General features: G+C 61.2%; 12 protein-coding genes, 1 tRNA gene and 1 pseudogene. All 14 read right to left on the minus strand.

Annotation, left to right across the window (positions count from 1 at the left end):
• The coding region (locus tag Q1L50_RS00025; protein WP_300335001.1) for a GTP-binding protein at window positions 1–149 on the minus strand (149 nt) is incomplete at its 3' end.
• A gap of 36 nt (window positions 150–185) precedes the next feature.
• A complete protein-coding gene (gene fusA / locus Q1L50_RS00030) occupies window positions 186–2279 on the minus strand; it encodes an elongation factor G (protein WP_300334985.1) in 2094 nt (697 codons plus the stop codon).
• Between the two features lie 73 nt (window positions 2280–2352).
• Entirely contained in the window at window positions 2353–2823 is a 471-nt protein-coding gene (gene rpsG / locus Q1L50_RS00035; protein WP_300334986.1) for a 30S ribosomal protein S7, read from the minus strand.
• A gap of 95 nt (window positions 2824–2918) precedes the next feature.
• Complete coding sequence (gene rpsL / locus Q1L50_RS00040) at window positions 2919–3296, minus strand: 30S ribosomal protein S12 (protein WP_300334987.1); 378 nt, start codon at window positions 3294–3296, stop codon at window positions 2919–2921.
• Between the two features lie 167 nt (window positions 3297–3463).
• Complete coding sequence (gene rpoC, locus Q1L50_RS00045) at window positions 3464–7675, minus strand: DNA-directed RNA polymerase subunit beta' (RefSeq protein WP_300334988.1); 4212 nt, start codon at window positions 7673–7675, stop codon at window positions 3464–3466.
• A gap of 92 nt (window positions 7676–7767) precedes the next feature.
• Window positions 7768–12051 (minus strand): DNA-directed RNA polymerase subunit beta, encoded by a 4284-nt coding sequence (gene rpoB, locus Q1L50_RS00050; RefSeq protein WP_300334989.1) that lies wholly within the window; start codon window positions 12049–12051, stop codon window positions 7768–7770.
• A 269-nt stretch (window positions 12052–12320) separates the two neighbouring features.
• The gene (rplL, locus tag Q1L50_RS00055) at window positions 12321–12689 is read right to left on the minus strand and encodes a 50S ribosomal protein L7/L12 (RefSeq protein ID WP_300334991.1); all 369 of its coding nucleotides are present in this window, start codon (window positions 12687–12689) and stop codon (window positions 12321–12323) included.
• Window positions 12690–12744: 55 nt separating this feature from the next.
• Window positions 12745–13242, minus strand: a complete 498-nt coding sequence (gene rplJ / locus Q1L50_RS00060) for a 50S ribosomal protein L10 (protein WP_300334992.1) — start codon at window positions 13240–13242, stop codon at window positions 12745–12747.
• Between the two features lie 284 nt (window positions 13243–13526).
• Window positions 13527–14216: a 50S ribosomal protein L1 gene (gene rplA / locus Q1L50_RS00065; RefSeq protein WP_300334994.1), complete on the minus strand. Its 690-nt coding sequence runs from the start codon at window positions 14214–14216 to the stop codon at window positions 13527–13529.
• A 1-nt stretch (window position 14217) separates the two neighbouring features.
• On the minus strand, window positions 14218–14649 hold the full coding sequence (gene rplK / locus Q1L50_RS00070; protein ID WP_300334995.1) for a 50S ribosomal protein L11: 432 nt from the start codon (window positions 14647–14649) through the stop codon (window positions 14218–14220).
• Window positions 14650–14776: 127 nt separating this feature from the next.
• Window positions 14777–15310, minus strand: a complete 534-nt coding sequence (gene nusG, locus Q1L50_RS00075; protein ID WP_300334997.1) for a transcription termination/antitermination protein NusG — start codon at window positions 15308–15310, stop codon at window positions 14777–14779.
• Window positions 15307–15660: a preprotein translocase subunit SecE gene (gene secE / locus Q1L50_RS00080; protein WP_300334999.1), complete on the minus strand. Its 354-nt coding sequence runs from the start codon at window positions 15658–15660 to the stop codon at window positions 15307–15309. The genes nusG and secE overlap by 4 nt, the downstream gene beginning before the upstream one ends.
• A 29-nt stretch (window positions 15661–15689) precedes the next feature.
• Window positions 15690–15765, minus strand: a tRNA-Trp gene (locus Q1L50_RS00085).
• A 57-nt stretch (window positions 15766–15822) separates the two neighbouring features.
• A pseudogene (gene tuf / locus Q1L50_RS00090) lies at window positions 15823–16017 on the minus strand (elongation factor Tu); the annotation flags it as partial.

Genomic DNA, 16017 nt, shown 5'->3' on the forward strand with positions numbered 1-16017 from the left:
ATCTGGTCGTAGGCCTTCGCCGTGCCGCCGAACTTCCTGGCCAGAATGGTCGTGATCGCCGCCGTCAGCGTGGTCTTGCCGTGGTCAACGTGCCCAATCGTGCCGACATTGACGTGCGGCTTCTTGCGTTCGAATTTTCCCTTTGCCATTTCCCGTATCCTTCAATAACAGAGTCAGTTACAGAATCACTTCTTGTTGATGATCGCCTCGGCGACGTTCTTCGGTGCTTCGGCGTAGTGCTTGAATTCCATCGAGTAGGTCGCCCGGCCCTGCGACAGCGAGCGCAAGGTGGTCGAATAACCGAACATCTCGGCCAGCGGCACCTCGGCGCGGACCGCCTTGATGTTGCCGGGCAGATCTTCCATTCCCTGCACCATGCCGCGACGGCTCGACAGGTCGCCCATCACGTTGCCCATATAGTCTTCCGGCGTCTCGACTTCGACCGCCATCATCGGCTCCAGCAGCGTCGGCGAGGCGCGGCGCATGCCCTCTTTGAAGGCGATGGCGGCAGCCATGCGGAAAGCGTTCTCGTTGGAGTCAACGTCGTGGTAGGAGCCTTCAAACAGCGTGAACTTGATGTCGACCACCGGGAAGCCGGCCAGAACGCCACTGCCAACCGCGTCCTGCAGGCCCTTGTCGACTGCCGGGATATACTCGCGGGGCACCGTCCCACCCTTGATGGCGTCGACGAACTCGTAACCCTTGCCGGTCTCGTTGGGCTCGATCTTCAGCCAGACGTGGCCGTACTGACCGCGGCCGCCCGACTGCTTGACGAATTTCCCTTCCTGCTCGACCGACTTCTTGATGCACTCGCGGTAGGCCACTTGCGGTGCGCCGACGTTGGCTTCGACGCCGAACTCGCGCTTCAGGCGGTCGACAATGATCTCCAGGTGCAACTCGCCCATTCCCGAGATGATCGTCTGCCCCGACTCCTCGTCGGTGCGCACGCGAAACGACGGATCCTCTTGTGCAAGGCGGCCAAGGGCGATGCCCATTTTCTCCTGGTCGGGCTTGGTTTTCGGCTCGACGGCGACGTGGATTACCGGTTCCGGGAAGACCATCCGTACCAGGGTAATGATCGCCAACGGATCGCACAGCGTCTCGCCGGTGGTTACTTCCTTGAGGCCAACGCAAGCCGCGATGTCGCCCGCATAGACCTCCTTGATCTCCTCGCGGTTGTTGGCGTGCATCTGCAACACGCGCCCGATGCGCTCCCGGCGACCCTTGATCGGGTTGTAGATGGTATCACCCGATTTCAGAACGCCCGAGTACACGCGGATGAAGGTCAACTGGCCGACGTAGGGGTCGGTCATCAGCTTGAAGGCAAGCGCGGAAAACTTGGCGGTATCCGATGGCGCACGGGAATCAGGCTCGCCGTTATCTTTCTCACCAACAACAGGTGGAATATCCACCGGCGACGGCAGCAAGTCGATCACCGCGTCGAGCATGCGCTGCACGCCCTTGTTCTTGAAAGCGGTTCCGCACAACGCTGGCTGAATCTCGCAAGCCAGCGTCCGCGCGCGCAAACCCTTGATCACGTCCGCCTCGTCCAGGTCGCCCTGCTCGAGGTACTTGTCCATCAACTCTTCCGACGACTCGGCAGCGGCCTCGACCATCTTGCCGCGCCACTCGTCGGCCTCGGCCAGCAACTCGGCGGGAATTTCCCGATAGTCGAACTTCATCCCTAGCGAGGCCTCATCCCAGACGATGGCCTTCATCTTGATCAGATCGACGACACCCTCGAAGTAATCCTCCTTGCCGATCGGAATGACGATCGGCACGGGATTGGCTTTGAGGCGTGTCTTCATCTGTTCGACAACCTTCAGGAAGTCGGCACCCTGCCGATCCATTTTGTTGACGAAGGCCAGACGCGGCACCTTGTACTTGGTAGCCTGACGCCACACCGTCTCGGACTGCGGTTGCACACCGCCAACCGCGCAATAAATCATGCACGCGCCATCGAGAACACGCATCGAGCGCTCTACTTCAATCGTGAAGTCGACGTGACCCGGAGTATCGATGATATTTATCCGGTGCTCCGGGCGGTCAAGCTGCATACCCTTCCAGAAGCAGGTGGTGGCCGCCGAGGTAATGGTGATGCCGCGCTCCTGCTCCTGCGCCATCCAGTCCATGGTAGCAGCACCATCGTGCACTTCGCCGATCTTGTGGTTGACGCCCGTGTAGAACAGGATACGCTCGGTCGCCGTCGTTTTGCCGGCGTCAATGTGAGCGCTGATACCGATGTTCCGGTAACGCTCGATGGGGGTTTTACGTGCCACAGTAATGAACCTTCACGAATAAAGAGCGGTCGTCGACATGCGACGCATGGGTATGACCTGGAAGCGGAAGTACCTAGAAGCGGAAGTGGGCAAACGCCTTGTTGGCTTCGGCCATGCGATGGACTTCGTCACGCTTCTTGACCGCTCCACCGCGGCTTTCCGATGCTTCGAGCATCTCGGCAGCCAGGCGCTGACCCATCGACTTCTCCGAGCGCTTGCGCGCAGCCTCCCGCAACCAGCGCATGGCCAGGGCCATCCGACGGCTCGGGCGCACCTCGACCGGCACTTGGTAGTTGGCGCCACCGACGCGGCGGCTCTTGACTTCGACCAGCGGCCTGATGTTGCCCAGGGCCGAGCCGAACACTTCCAGCGGGTCCTTGCTGGTCTTGGTGACGATCTGGTCAAAGGCACCATAGACGATGCGCTCGGCGACGGACTTCTTGCCGCTCTTCATGATCGTATTGACAAATTTCGAAACATCGACGCTGCCGAACTTGGGATCCGGCAGGATATCGCGCTTTGGAACTTCACGACGACGGGGCATAGCAACCTCTCATAGTCACAATTCAGTCGAAGAGCCGGCCAAGGCGCTTGGCTCTCCCGGCCGCCCAGCTGGAGCGGCCCTTACTCGGACGAAAATCAAGCAGCCTTTTGGCGCTTGGTCCCGTACTTGGAACGACTCTGCTTGCGCTTCTTGACACCCTGGGTATCCAGCGAACCGCGCACGGTGTGATAGCGCACACCAGGCAAGTCCTTGACACGACCGCCGCGGATCAGCACCACCGAGTGCTCCTGCAGATTGTGTCCTTCACCGCCGATGTACGAAATGACCTCGAAGCCATTCGTCAGGCGGACCTTGCAGACCTTGCGCAGCGCGGAGTTCGGCTTCTTCGGCGTGGTCGTGTACACGCGGGTGCAGACTCCCCGTTTCTGAGGGCAATTCCCCAGCGCCGGGACCTTGCTCTTGGTGCGAACGGCCTCTCTTGGCTTGCGCACCAGCTGGTTAATGGTTGGCATGTTTCCACCTTATGTTCAGTGCAGCGCTCGTCTCGAGATCCACGCGGCGTCTGCAAAAAACCAAGGCGGACCACAAAGGCCGCCTCGGCGATTTCAGTGACAAGCCGACGCAGCAGTACGGCGTCGGCGACAAAGACCGGCGATTCTAGGGTCTATCGCACTTCAAGTCAAGCAACCGGCGCGTCCTGAGCACTCTCTTCGCTGCTTGGGAGGTCGTTTCCAGCCAGCCCGCTTCCCACAGCGAGGTCCTCACCAGCGGCGTTTTTCTTGCGGGTGTTGTGGTAGGCGAGACCGGTGCCGGCGGGAATCAGGCGACCGACGATGACATTTTCCTTGAGTCCGCGAAGTTCGTCACGCTTGCCCATGATCGCCGCCTCGGTCAACACGCGGGTCGTTTCCTGGAAGGACGCTGCGGAAATGAACGAATCGGTCGACAACGAAGCCTTGGTGATCCCCAGCAGCACGTGCTCGTAGGTGGCGGGCAGCTTGCCGGCGGCGATCATGTGGTCGTTTTCGTCGAGCAGGTGCGCGCGCTCGACCTGCTCGCCCTTGATGAACTTGGTATCGCCGGGGTCAAGCACGTTCACTCGGCGCAGCATCTGGCGAACAATCACCTCGATATGCTTGTCGTTGATCTTGACGCCCTGCAGCCGGTAGACGTCCTGCACCTCATCGGTAATGTAGACGGCCAGCGCCTCGACTCCCAGCAGACGGAGAATGTCGTGCGGATCGGGAGCTCCATCGACGATCGACTCGCCTTTGTTCACCACCTGCCCATCATGCACCAGGACGTGCTTGTCCTTCAGGATCAGGTATTCATGGGTGACGCCTTCGAGATCGGTAATGACCAGGCGCTGTTTGCCCTTGGTGTCCTTACCGAAGGACATCGTCCCGGTAAATTCCGCAAGCATCCCTGCATCCTTGGGAGTACGCGCTTCGAAGAGTTCGGCAACTCGCGGCAGACCACCCGTGATGTCGCGCGTCTTGGCCGACTCCTGCGGCAGGCGCGCGAGCACATCGCCGACCGAAATCGTTTGTCCATCGAACACGTTGATGATCGCGCCCACCTGAAAGGTGATGGTCACCGGGTGATCGCTGCCGTGCATCTTGACTTCTTCGCCGTCGGGGTCGAACAGCCGGACCTGTGGGCGAAGCCCCTTGCTCGGCACCTTGCCACCGCGCTTCGGATCGATTGCCACCAGCGTCGATAGTCCGGTGACATCGTCGATCTGCTTGGCGACGGTAACCCCTTCCTCGACGTTCTCGAACTTTACCAGCCCCGAGTATTCGGCGATCATCGGGCGGGTATGCGGATCCCACGCGGCCAGTCGGGCACCGGCTTTCACCGCCTCGCCGTCAACGACCTTCAGCGTTGCCCCATAGGGCACCTTGTGCTTTTCGCGCTCGCGGCCACTGTCGTCGACGATCAGGATTTCGCCCGACCGGGTGATGACGATCTTCTCGCCCTTGGCACTGGTCACGTACCGCATGCTCGAAGTGAAACGCACCACTCCGGCACTGTGCGTCTCGACATGGCTGGCGACAGCGGCGCGCGACGCGGCGCCACCGACGTGAAAGGTCCGCATGGTCAACTGCGTTCCCGGCTCACCAATCGATTGCGCGGCCATGACGCCGACCGCTTCACCAACATTGACCGGCGAACCACGACCCAGGTCGCGGCCGTAGCATTGGGCGCACAGGCCGTAACGCGTATCGCAGGTCAGCGGCGTGCGGACCTTGACTTCGTCGATGCCCAGCCGGTCGATCAGATCACAATGATCCTCGCTGATCAGCGTCCCTTGTTCAATGACCGTCTCCTGGGTGTCCGAGTCGACCACGTCGGCAGCGGTAACGCGACCGAGAATCCGCTCGCGAATCGCCTCGATGACTTCACCGCCCTCGATCAGGGCCTTCATGGTGACGCCGTTGCTGGTTCCGCAATCGTCCTCGATGACCACCAGATCCTGTGTCACGTCGACCAGCCGACGCGTCAGGTAACCCGAGTTGGCGGTCTTCAGGGCCGTATCCGCCAAGCCCTTGCGCGCTCCGTGGGTCGAGATGAAGTACTGGAGAACGTTCAGACCCTCACGGAAATTGGTCGTGATCGGCGTTTCGATGATCGATCCATCCGGCTTGGCCATCAGACCGCGCATTCCGGCCAGTTGGCGAATCTGCGCCGCCGAACCGCGCGCTCCCGAATCGGCCATCATGAAGATCGAATTGAACGACTCCTGCCTTTCCTTGATGCCCTGACGATTGGTCACTTCCTCGTGGCCGAGTTGATCCATCATCACCTTGGCCACCTGATCGCCAGTCCGCCCCCAGATATCCACAACCTTGTTGTAGCGCTCGCCATTGGTTACCAGACCGTTGGTGTACTGGTTTTCGATTTCCTTGACTTCGTCTTCGGCTGCGGCAATGATTTCGCGCTTCTGCGCCGGCACCAGCATGTCGTCGGAGCAGATCGAAATACCGGCCCGGGTTGCCAGGCGGTAGCCGTTCTGCATCAGCTTGTCGGCGAAAACAACGGTCTCCTTAAGACCGCAGCGGCGGAAGGCGGCGTTGATCAGCTTCGAGATTTCCTTCTTCTTGAGGGTCTTGTCGATCAGGCTGTAGGGCAAGCCCTTCGGCAGGATCTCGGACAGCAGCGCGCGCCCGGCGGTCGTCTGGTAGCGCCTGACCTGCTCCACCCAGCCATTCTCGCCGTCGCTCTCGTACTCGGTGATGCGGACCGAAATCCGCGCGTGCAGGTCGAGTTCGCCGGCCTGCATGGCGCGCGTCACCTCGGCCAGGTCAGGGAACATCATCCCCTCGCCGCGGGCGTTGATATCCTCGCGGGTGGCGTAGTACAAACCGAGAACGATGTCCTGCGATGGAACGATGATCGGCTCCCCGTTGGCCGGCGACAGGACGTTGTTCGAGGCCAGCATCAGCGTCCGCGCTTCCATTTGTGCCTCGAGCGACAGCGGCACGTGAACGGCCATCTGGTCACCGTCGAAGTCGGCATTGAAGGCCGCGCAAACCAGCGGGTGCAACTGGATCGCCTTGCCTTCGATCAGCGTCGGCTCGAACGCCTGGATGCCCAGGCGGTGTAGCGTCGGCGCCCGGTTGAGCATGATCGGGTGCTCGCGAATCACTTCTTCCAGGATGTCCCAGACCACCGCCTCCTGGGTCTCGACCATCTTCTTCGCCTGCTTGATGGTCGTCGCCAGACCCATTCCTTCGAGCCGGTTGAAGATGAAAGGCTTGAACAACTCCAGCGCCATCAGCTTTGGCAAACCACATTGATGCAGCTTGAGCTGCGGCCCGACGACGATCACCGAGCGCCCTGAGTAGTCCACGCGCTTGCCGAGCAGGTTCTGGCGAAAACGACCGCCCTTGCCCTTGATCATGTCGGCCAGCGACTTCAGCGGACGCTTGTTGGCCCCGGTCATTGCCTTGCCACGACGCCCGTTGTCGAGCAGGGAATCGACAGCCTCCTGGAGCATCCGCTTCTCGTTGCGGACAATGATTTCCGGTGCCTTCAACTCGAGCAAACGCTTCAGGCGGTTGTTGCGGTTGATCACGCGGCGATAGAGATCGTTGAGATCGGAGGTCGCAAAACGACCCCCGTCAAGTGGTACCAGCGGGCGCAAGTCGGGCGGCAGCACCGGCAGCACTTCGAGCACCATCCATTCCGGCTTGATTCCCGACTTCTGAAAGCCTTCGAGGATTTTCAGCCGCTTGGAGAACTTCTTGCTCTTGGTTTCCGAAGTCGTCGTTTCGAGTTCCGAACGCAGCGTTTCGACTTCGCGAGCCAGATCGATCGAGCGCAGCAGCTCGCGGATACCTTCGGCGCCCATCGCCGCATAGAAGTCGTCGCCGTACTCCTCGACCTTTGCCAGGTAGTCGTCCTCGGTCAGCAACTGGGCGCGAGCCAGCGGGGTCATCCCCGGATCGTAGACCACGAACGCCTCAAAGTAGAGGACCCGCTCGATGTCGCGCAGGGTCATGTCAAGAACCATCCCCAGACGGCTGGGCAGGCTCTTGAGAAACCAGATGTGGGCGACCGGACTGGCCAGATCGATGTGCGCCATGCGCTCACGACGAACCTTGGCCAGCGTCACCTCAACGCCACACTTCTCGCAAATGACGCCACGATGCTTCAGCCGCTTGTACTTGCCGCACAGGCACTCGTAGTCCTTGATCGGGCCAAAGATCTTGGCGCAGAACAGACCGTCGCGCTCCGGCTTGAAGGTCCGATAGTTGATCGTCTCCGGTTTCTTGACTTCGCCATAGGACCACGAGCGAATCTTCTCCGGCGAGGCGAGACCAATGGTGATCGCGTCGAACTGTTCTTCCTGCGTCACCTGCCTAAACAAATCAAGCAGTGCTTTCATCTTTTGCTCCAGTGAGGCGTGAGGTGCCAGGGGCCTGGCGAGGTGTGGCTTGGAAACGCACACGCCTCACCGCTCCACCCCGCGGCAAACAATCAGAAGCGCTCGAGATCGATATCGATCGCCAACGAACGGATTTCCTTGACCAGTACGTTGAAGGACTCGGGCATCCCGGCCTCGATCTTGTGGTCACCCTTGACGATATTCTCGTACACCTTGGTGCGGCCGTTCACGTCGTCGGACTTGACGGTCAGCATCTCCTGCAACACGTAGGAAGCGCCGTAGGCCTCGAGTGCCCATACCTCCATTTCGCCGAAGCGCTGGCCACCGAACTGCGCCTTTCCACCCAGCGGCTGCTGCGTCACCAGCGAGTACGGACCGGTCGACCGCGCGTGCATCTTGTCGTCGACCAGGTGATGCAGCTTCAAAACATGCATGTAGCCAACAGTAACCTGGCGCTCAAATCGCTCGCCGGTTCGGCCATCGTACAGCGTCATCTGGCCGGATTCCGGCATGCCGGCCAAGGCCAGCATGGCCTTGATCTCCGACTCCTTGGCGCCGTCGAAAACCGGCGTTGCGAACGGCACGCCGGCTTCGAGGTTACCCGCCATTTCCAGGATCTCGCCGTCATTGAGCTGGTCGAGATCTTCGCACTTGCCGGTGCTGTTGTAGATCTGTTCGAGAAAAGCACGTACCTCCTTGGCGGTCGCCTGCCGGCGAAGCATCCCGCCGATCCTGAAGCCGAGGCCTTTGGCGGCAAGTCCGAGGTGGACCTCGAGAATCTGGCCAACGTTCATCCGCGAAGGCACGCCGAGCGGATTCAGAACGATATCCACCGGACGGCCATCGGCCATGTACGGCATGTCCTCGACCGGCACGATGCGCGAAACAACACCCTTGTTGCCGTGCCGGCCAGCCATCTTGTCGCCGGCCTGCAAGCGACGTTTGACCGCCACGTAGACCTTGACCATCTTCTGCACGCCCGGCGGCAACTCGTCACCCTGGGTGAGCTTCTTGCGCTTTTCCTCGAAGGCAACATCGAAGCCCTTGCGCGTCTGCTCCAGGCCCTCGCGCAGCGACTCCAGCTGATGCGCCACCTCCTCGTCGGCCATCCGGATATCGAACCAATGGTGCGGCTCGATGCCGTCGAGGTACTCCTGGGCAATCGGCGTGCCCTTGGCCAGCCTCTTCGGCCCGCCGTTGGCCGGCTTGCCGACGATCATTCGCTCGACCCGTGCGAAAGCATCGCGCTCGACGATCCGCAACTGATCGGCAAGGTCGAGCTTGTAGCTGCGCAAGTGGTCGTCGATGATCGACTGCGCGCGCTTGTCGCGCTCGATACCCTCGCGGGTGAACACCTGAACGTCGATGACGGTACCGGCGATGCCTGACTGCACGCGCAGCGAGGTGTCCTTCACGTCGGATGCCTTCTCGCCAAAGATCGCGCGCAAGAGCTTCTCTTCGGGGGTCAACTGGGTCTCGCCCTTCGGCGTCACCTTACCGACCAGCACGTCACCGGCTTCGACTTCGGCACCGATGTAGACGATCCCCGACTCGTCGAGCCGCGACAGCTGCGATTCACCGAGCGAGGCGATATCGCGAGTGATTTCCTCTGGACCAAGCTTGGTGTCGCGCGCGACAACGGTCAGCTCCTCGATGTGGATCGAGGTGAACCGGTCCTCGGCGACGACGCGCTCGGAAATCAGGATCGAGTCCTCGAAGTTGTAGCCGTTCCAGGGCATGAAGGCGACCAGCATGTTCTGACCAAGCGCCAGTTCACCCTTGTCGGTCGACGCGCCGTCGGCCACCACATCGGCCTTGGCAATGACGTCACCGACCCGCACCAGTGGCCGCTGGTTGATGTTGGTGTTCTGGTTGGAGCGGATGTACTTGACCAGATTGTAAATATCGACGCCGACTTCACCCGGACCGGTCTCATCGTCATTGACCCGCACCACCACCCGCGAAGCGTCGACGTAGTCGACCACGCCGCCGCGCAGCGCCTGCACCGCCGTACCCGAATCGACCGCTACCGTGCGCTCGATGCCGGTGCCCACCAGCGGCTTCTCCGGACGCAGGCAGGGCACCGCCTGCCGCTGCATGTTGGCACCCATCAGCGCGCGGTTGGCATCGTCGTGCTCAAGAAAGGGGATCAGCGACGCGGCCACCGAAACGATCTGGCTGGGAGCAACGTCCATGTACTGGACACGCGCCGGCTCGGCGAGGATCGTTTCCCCCTTTTCGCGGCAGGTCACCAGTTCGTCGGTCAGGGCACCCGCTTCACCGAGATCGGAGTTGGCCTGGGCGATGATATAGGCGCCCTCTTCGATCGCCGACAGGTATTCGATCTGATTGCTCACCCGACCGTCGGCCACTTTCCGGTACGGTGTTTCGAGAAAACCATACTCGTTGGTGCGCGCGAAAAGGGCCAGGGAGTTGATCAGACCGATGTTCGGGCCTTCCGGTGTTTCGATCGGGCAGACTCGGCCGTAGTGCGTCGGATGCACGTCGCGAACTTCAAAACCGGCGCGCTCGCGCGTCAGGCCACCCGGGCCAAGTGCCGAAACGCGACGCTTGTGGGTGATCTCCGAAAGCGGGTTGGTCTGGTCCATGAATTGCGACAGCTGGCTGGAACCGAAGAACTCCCGCACTGCAGCACTGATCGGCTTGGCGTTGATCAGATCATGCGGCATCAGATTGTCGGATTCAGCCTGCGACAGGCGTTCCTTGACCGCGCGCTCGACGCGCACCAGCCCGGCCCGGAACTGATTCTCGGCCAGCTCACCGACCGAGCGAACGCGACGATTGCCGAGGTGGTCGATGTCGTCAACTTCGCCACGCCCATTGCGCAATTCGACGAGCAGCTTGATGACTTCAACGATGTCGCGTGGCGAAAGGGTCAGCTGTTCCCGCACTTCGCCGCTGACCCCCGCAGCTTTCAGCTGCTCGAAGAGCGCCACCGCCGCCGCCTCGGTCAGGTTTTCGGCAACCGCCCGCGGCCCGTGGCTCAACTCGCCAAGCAGCTGCTCGGCGGACGCCACCGAGTCACCCAAAGCGTCATTGAGCAGCTTGACGATCCCCTCGCGCCTGGACGGCACGTGCTTGACCATGATCTTGTGCTCGACGACGTCCTTGCGCCCGACTCGGCGGTTGAATTTCATGCGGCCGACGGCTGAGAGATCGTAGCGGTCATCGGAGTAAAACAGCCCGTGAAAAAGGATCTCGACGGCTTCTTCCGTCGGCGGCTCGCCCGGTCGCATCATGCGGTAGATGGCGATGCGCGCCGCCTGTCGGGTGGCCGTATCGTCGGTGCGCAAGGTCTGAGAAATGAAACCGCCGCGGTCGAGATCATTGATGTACAGAGTGCGCAAGGACTCGATGCCGGCCTCGACGACCTTGGCCAGCAGCGTTTCGGTAATCTCGTCATTGGCGTTGGCCAGGATCTCGCCGCTGCCCGGGTCCACAATGTCCTCGGCAACCACGCGACCAACGACGAAGTCATCCGGGACCGCGTGGTGCTTGATCCCCGCGGCATCGAGTTCACGGATATGCTTGGCGGTAATGCGCTTGTCCTTGGCGATGATCAGGTTCCCGGAAGCGTCGTTGAAGTCGAAGCGCGCCACTTCGCCACGCAGACGTTCGGGGACCAGCGCGAACTCGATCACCTTCTTGCCCAGCAAGAAGGTGTCGAACTCGAAGAATTCCCGCAGGATACGTTGCGGCGTCAGGCCAATGGCCTTCAGCAGCGTCGTTACCGGCATCTTCCGGCGGCGGTCTACGCGGAAGAACAGCAGGTCTTTCGGGTCGAATTCGAAATCAAGCCACGAACCACGGTAAGGAATCACCCGCGCCGAGAAAAGCAGCTTGCCCGAACTGTGGGTCTTGCCGCGGTCGTGCTCGAAAAAAACGCCCGGCGAGCGATGCAGCTGCGAGACGATGACCCGCTCGGTGCCATTGATGACGAATGATCCGGTCGAAGTCATCAGCGGAATTTCGCCCATGTAGACTTCCTGCTCCTTGACTTCCTTGATGGTATCCGGCGTTTCGCGGTCGAGGATCACCAGACGGACCTTCGCCCGCAAGGCCGAGGCGAACGTCAGGCCGCGCTGGTGGCACTCCTTGACATCGAACGCCGGCTCGGAGAGGGCAAAGCTTACGAACTCCAGCCGCGCATTCCCGCTATGGCTGACGATCGGGAAGATCGAAGAAAACGCCGCCTGCAAACCCTGATTCTTGCGTTGCGCCACGGGAACCGTTCGCTGCAGGAAGGCAGAGAATGACTCCAACTGGGTTGCCAGCAAGTACGGCACTTCGAGCACGTTGGCGCGCTTGGCGAAGCTCTTGCGGATACGCTTTTTCTCGGTGTAGGAGTAGTTCATGGTTGCTCCGAACTCAGAAGGCAAATCCTCTAGTGCACACCAGCGACAGTCGCCAGACCCGCCAGTGGGCAACGGACAAACGCAATGCGATTAGCACCTGACCGGGAAAGAGCATCGTCGCTCTGCTCTTGCCGCCGGCGCCACTCGTCCTTGCGTTTGCACGCTGCAGCGCAAGGCGTCCATGAAACACGACGACGCCAGGCTGTTTCCTGAAAAGCACAAACGGGCTGGCAGCCTGAAGGCTGCCAGCCCGAAGCACCGGGCCAGAATTACTTGACCTCGACCTTGGCTCCAGCGTCCTCAAGGAGCTTCCTGAGAGCGTCAGCATCGGCCTTGGAAATGCCTTCCTTGACCGCTTTCGGTGCGCCGTCAACGAGGTCCTTCGCTTCCTTCAGGCCGAGGCCGGTAGCGGCGCGAACGACCTTGATCGTTTCAACCTTCTTCTCGCCGCTAGCCATCAGCATCACGGTGAACTCGGTCTGTTCCTCAACCACCTCGGCGGCCGCGCCTGGCGCAGCCACCGCCATCGAAGCGGCGGAAACACCGAATTTCTCTTCGAACGCCTTGACCAGGTCATTCAGGTCCATGACCGTCATCGCACCGACGGCTTCCAGGATGTCTTCTTTGCTAATAGCCATAATCAATAAACTCCCAAATCTCGAATCCGAATACACAAAAATAACCGACGGACAATCAGGCGACCGCTTCTTCCCGCTGTTTGGCCAAGGCGGCCAGCGCACACGCAAAGCCGGTGACCGGCGCCTGCATAATCCCCAGCAACTGAGCGAGCAAGACCTCGCGACTCGGAACCGAAGCCAGTCTCTGCAGCCCCGCCTGGTCCAGAAGCTCGCCCGCGTAGCTACCGGCCTTGAGAATCAGTTTGTCATTGGTCTTGGCGAAGTCACTGAGCACTTTCGCCGCCGCAACCGGGTCCTCCGAGATGCTGTAAATCAGCGGTCCGGTCATCTGCTCGGCCAGGCTGGCGAAGACACTGCCCTCGACCGCCCGACGCACCAGCGTGTTCTTGAGCACGCGCAGGTAGACCCCGGCAGCACGTGCCTGCGCTCGCAGACGGGTCAGGTGAGCGACCGGCAAACCGCTGTACTCGGCCACGACCATCGTCTGTGCAGCAGCGATCCGGGCCGACACCTCGGCCACGACCGCTTTCTTTTCATCAAGATTAAGACCCACAGGCCCTTCCTCCCTTCAAGTCAACAGACGGCGCACCCGGCTGGATGCGCCGCACCCACGGCGACCTTGGATCAGGGGTGGCAGTGAATGGCGTGTGCCGGTCACTGCGGAGTCCTTCTCGGGGCGCACCGCCTATGCAGGCCGCTTTCGCACTTAAGCCTCCGGCGACAACCTTCGGCACCTGCGGTCTTTGACGATCCGTGAACGGCGCGAAAACGCACCGCCAACAGCCCAACAAAGTTCCTTGCCAGACCACCTTGCAATGGTGGCCGGGACGATCTTTCTTAAAGCGTGGACAGATCCACGCGAATTCCAGGCCCCATCGTGCTGGATACCGCGATCCTTTGCAGATACTGACCTTTCGCCGTTGCCGGCTTGGCCTTGAGCAGCGCATCGACCAGCGCCTTGAGATTGAGCGCCAATCGGTCGACGTCAAAGGACGCGCGACCGATCGTGCTGTGGATGATGCCACCCTTGTCGGTACGGTACTGCACCTGACCGGCCTTGGCGTTCTTGACGGCCGTGGCCACATCCATGGTGACCGTTCCCACCTTGGGGTTCGGCATCAGGCCGCGCGGGCCAAGGATCTGACCGAGCTGACCGACCACGCGCATCGCATCCGGGGTGGCGATGACCCGATCGAAATTCATCACGCCCGCCTTGATCTCGGCGGCCAGGTCTTCGAAACCGACGATGTCGGCGCCGGCCTCCCGGGCAGCCACGGCCTTGTCGCCCTGGGCGAAGACAGCGACGCGGATGGTCTTGCCAGTGCCGGCCGGCAGGACCACCGAACCGCGCACGATCTGATCGGACTTGCGAGGATCCACGCCCAGACCGACGGCGACATCAATCGATTCGTCGAACTTGGCCGTCGCCAATTCCTTGGCCAGCTTCAGCGCGTCGGCGACGGCGACGCTGGTGCTACGGCTAATCCTGCCCTTGACGGCCTTCTGGCGCTTGCTCAAAGTTGCCATCTCAGACTCCCTCCACCGTGACGCCCATCGTCCGGGCGCTGCCGGCGATGGTACGGACGGCAGCGTCCAGATCGCCAGCCGTCAGGTCCGGCATTTTTTGCGTCGCGATCGCTTCGCACTGCGCACGGGTCAGGACGCCAACCTTGTTGGTCAGCGGCTTGGCGCTACCCTTCTGGAGGCCAATCGCCTTCTTGATCAGAACGGTCGCCGGCGGCGTCTTCATGATGAAGGTGAAGCTCTTGTCCGCGAAAGCGGTGATCACCACGGGAATCGGCAGACCCGGCTCCATGCCCTGCGTCTGGGCGTTGAAGGTCTTGCAGAACTCCATGATATTCAGGCCGCGCTGGCCGAGCGCCGGACCGATCGGTGGCGAAGGGTTCGCCTTGCCGGCCGGCACCTGCAGTTTGATGTAACCAATGATCTTCTTTGCCACGGTAGGACTCCTTTAGACGGGTTCAAGCGCGCTCGTGACAGCGCTCCCCAAACGACAAATGCGGCCCGGGAGCCGCTCTACTGCGGTGCGTCGGGGAACATCCACGCACCGCAACTCACGTGCCGGGTCAGGCTTTCTCGACTTGAGCAAACTCCAGCTCGACGGGGGTGGGGCGACCGAAAATGGTTACCGACACGCGCAAGCGATTCTTCTCGTAGTTCACCTGCTCGACCGCACCATGAAAATCGGTGAACGGTCCTTCCTTGACGCGAACCACCTCGCCCGGCTCGAACAGGACCTTGGGACGCGGCTTTTCGACGCCTTCCTGGATTTGCTGCATGATCTTGGCGACCTCCTTTTCGGAGATCGGCGTCGGTTTGTTGGCGGTACCGCCGACAAACCCGGTAACTTTCGGCGTGCTCTTGACCAGGTGCCAGGACTCGTCGTTCATTTCCATTTCGACCAGCACATAGCCGGGGAAGAACTTTCGCTCGGAAATGCTCTTCTGACCCATCTTGAGCTCGACTACCTCTTCGACGGGTACCAGAATTCGGCCAAAGGCGTGCTCCATGCCCTGCCGCTGGATGCGCTCGAGCAACGCGCGCTGCACGCTCTTCTCGAACCCCGAATAGGCGTGTACCACGTACCAGCGCATGCTCATGATTGTCTCCAGCCAAGAACCAGGTCGTACAGAACCCACTCCAGGCCTTTGTCGGTCAACCAGAGAAAGAGCGCCATTACTACCACAAAGGCAAACACCAGACCGGTGGTCTGGACGGTTTCCTTGCGCGAGGGCCAGACGACCTTTTTCGCTTCGGTCGTGGCCTCTTTGGCAAAGCCGAAAAACTGGCGCCCCGGCTCGGTCTGCCAGGCGACGGCGGCGGCCAGCCCGGCTCCGGCAAGAACCGACAGGACACGCAAGATCATCGCCTGCTCGGCGAGCAGGTAGAAGCCAGCGATGCCGGCGACGAGCAGCAATACCGCCAACGCAAACTTTAACTTATCGGCCATTTGGTCCGCTTTGCATACTTCTTACGTATTGGCAGGGGCAGAGGGAATCGAACCCCCAACCTTCGGTTTTGGAGACCGACGCTCTGCCAGTTGAGCTATGCCCCTGCGGCAGAGACCAGGGGCGCTCCGCGAACCGAGCAGCCCCTGCGTCTGAACACTGAACTACTCGATGATCTTGGCCACGACGCCGGCGCCGACGGTGCGCCCACCCTCGCGGATGGCGAAGCGCAAACCTTCTTCCATGGCGATCGGGGCGATCAGCTTGACCGTCATCTGGATGTTGTCGCCAGGCATCACCATCTCGACGCCTTCCGGCATGGCGATCGCCCCGGTCACATCGGTCGTCCGGAAGTAGAA

Origin of the sequence: Accumulibacter sp., assembly GCF_029255145.1 — a bacterium.
Classification (GTDB): domain Bacteria; phylum Pseudomonadota; class Gammaproteobacteria; order Burkholderiales; family Rhodocyclaceae; genus Accumulibacter.

What these genes read in the sequence shown, in the direction of transcription:
- rpsG (WP_300334986.1), bottom strand. Translation starts at nt 2,823, where the DNA reads ATGCCCCGTCGTCGTGAAGTTCCAAAGCGCGATATCCTGCCGGATCCC.
- rpsL (WP_300334987.1), bottom strand. Translation starts at nt 3,296, where the DNA reads ATGCCAACCATTAACCAGCTGGTGCGCAAGCCAAGAGAGGCCGTTCGC.
- rpoC (WP_300334988.1), bottom strand. Translation starts at nt 7,675, where the DNA reads ATGAAAGCACTGCTTGATTTGTTTAGGCAGGTGACGCAGGAAGAACAG.
- rpoB (WP_300334989.1), bottom strand. Translation starts at nt 12,051, where the DNA reads ATGAACTACTCCTACACCGAGAAAAAGCGTATCCGCAAGAGCTTCGCC.
- rplL (WP_300334991.1), bottom strand. Translation starts at nt 12,689, where the DNA reads ATGGCTATTAGCAAAGAAGACATCCTGGAAGCCGTCGGTGCGATGACG.
- rplA (WP_300334994.1), bottom strand. Translation starts at nt 14,216, where the DNA reads ATGGCAACTTTGAGCAAGCGCCAGAAGGCCGTCAAGGGCAGGATTAGC.
- nusG (WP_300334997.1), bottom strand. Translation starts at nt 15,310, where the DNA reads ATGAGCATGCGCTGGTACGTGGTACACGCCTATTCGGGGTTCGAGAAG.
- secE (WP_300334999.1), bottom strand. Translation starts at nt 15,660, where the DNA reads ATGGCCGATAAGTTAAAGTTTGCGTTGGCGGTATTGCTGCTCGTCGCC.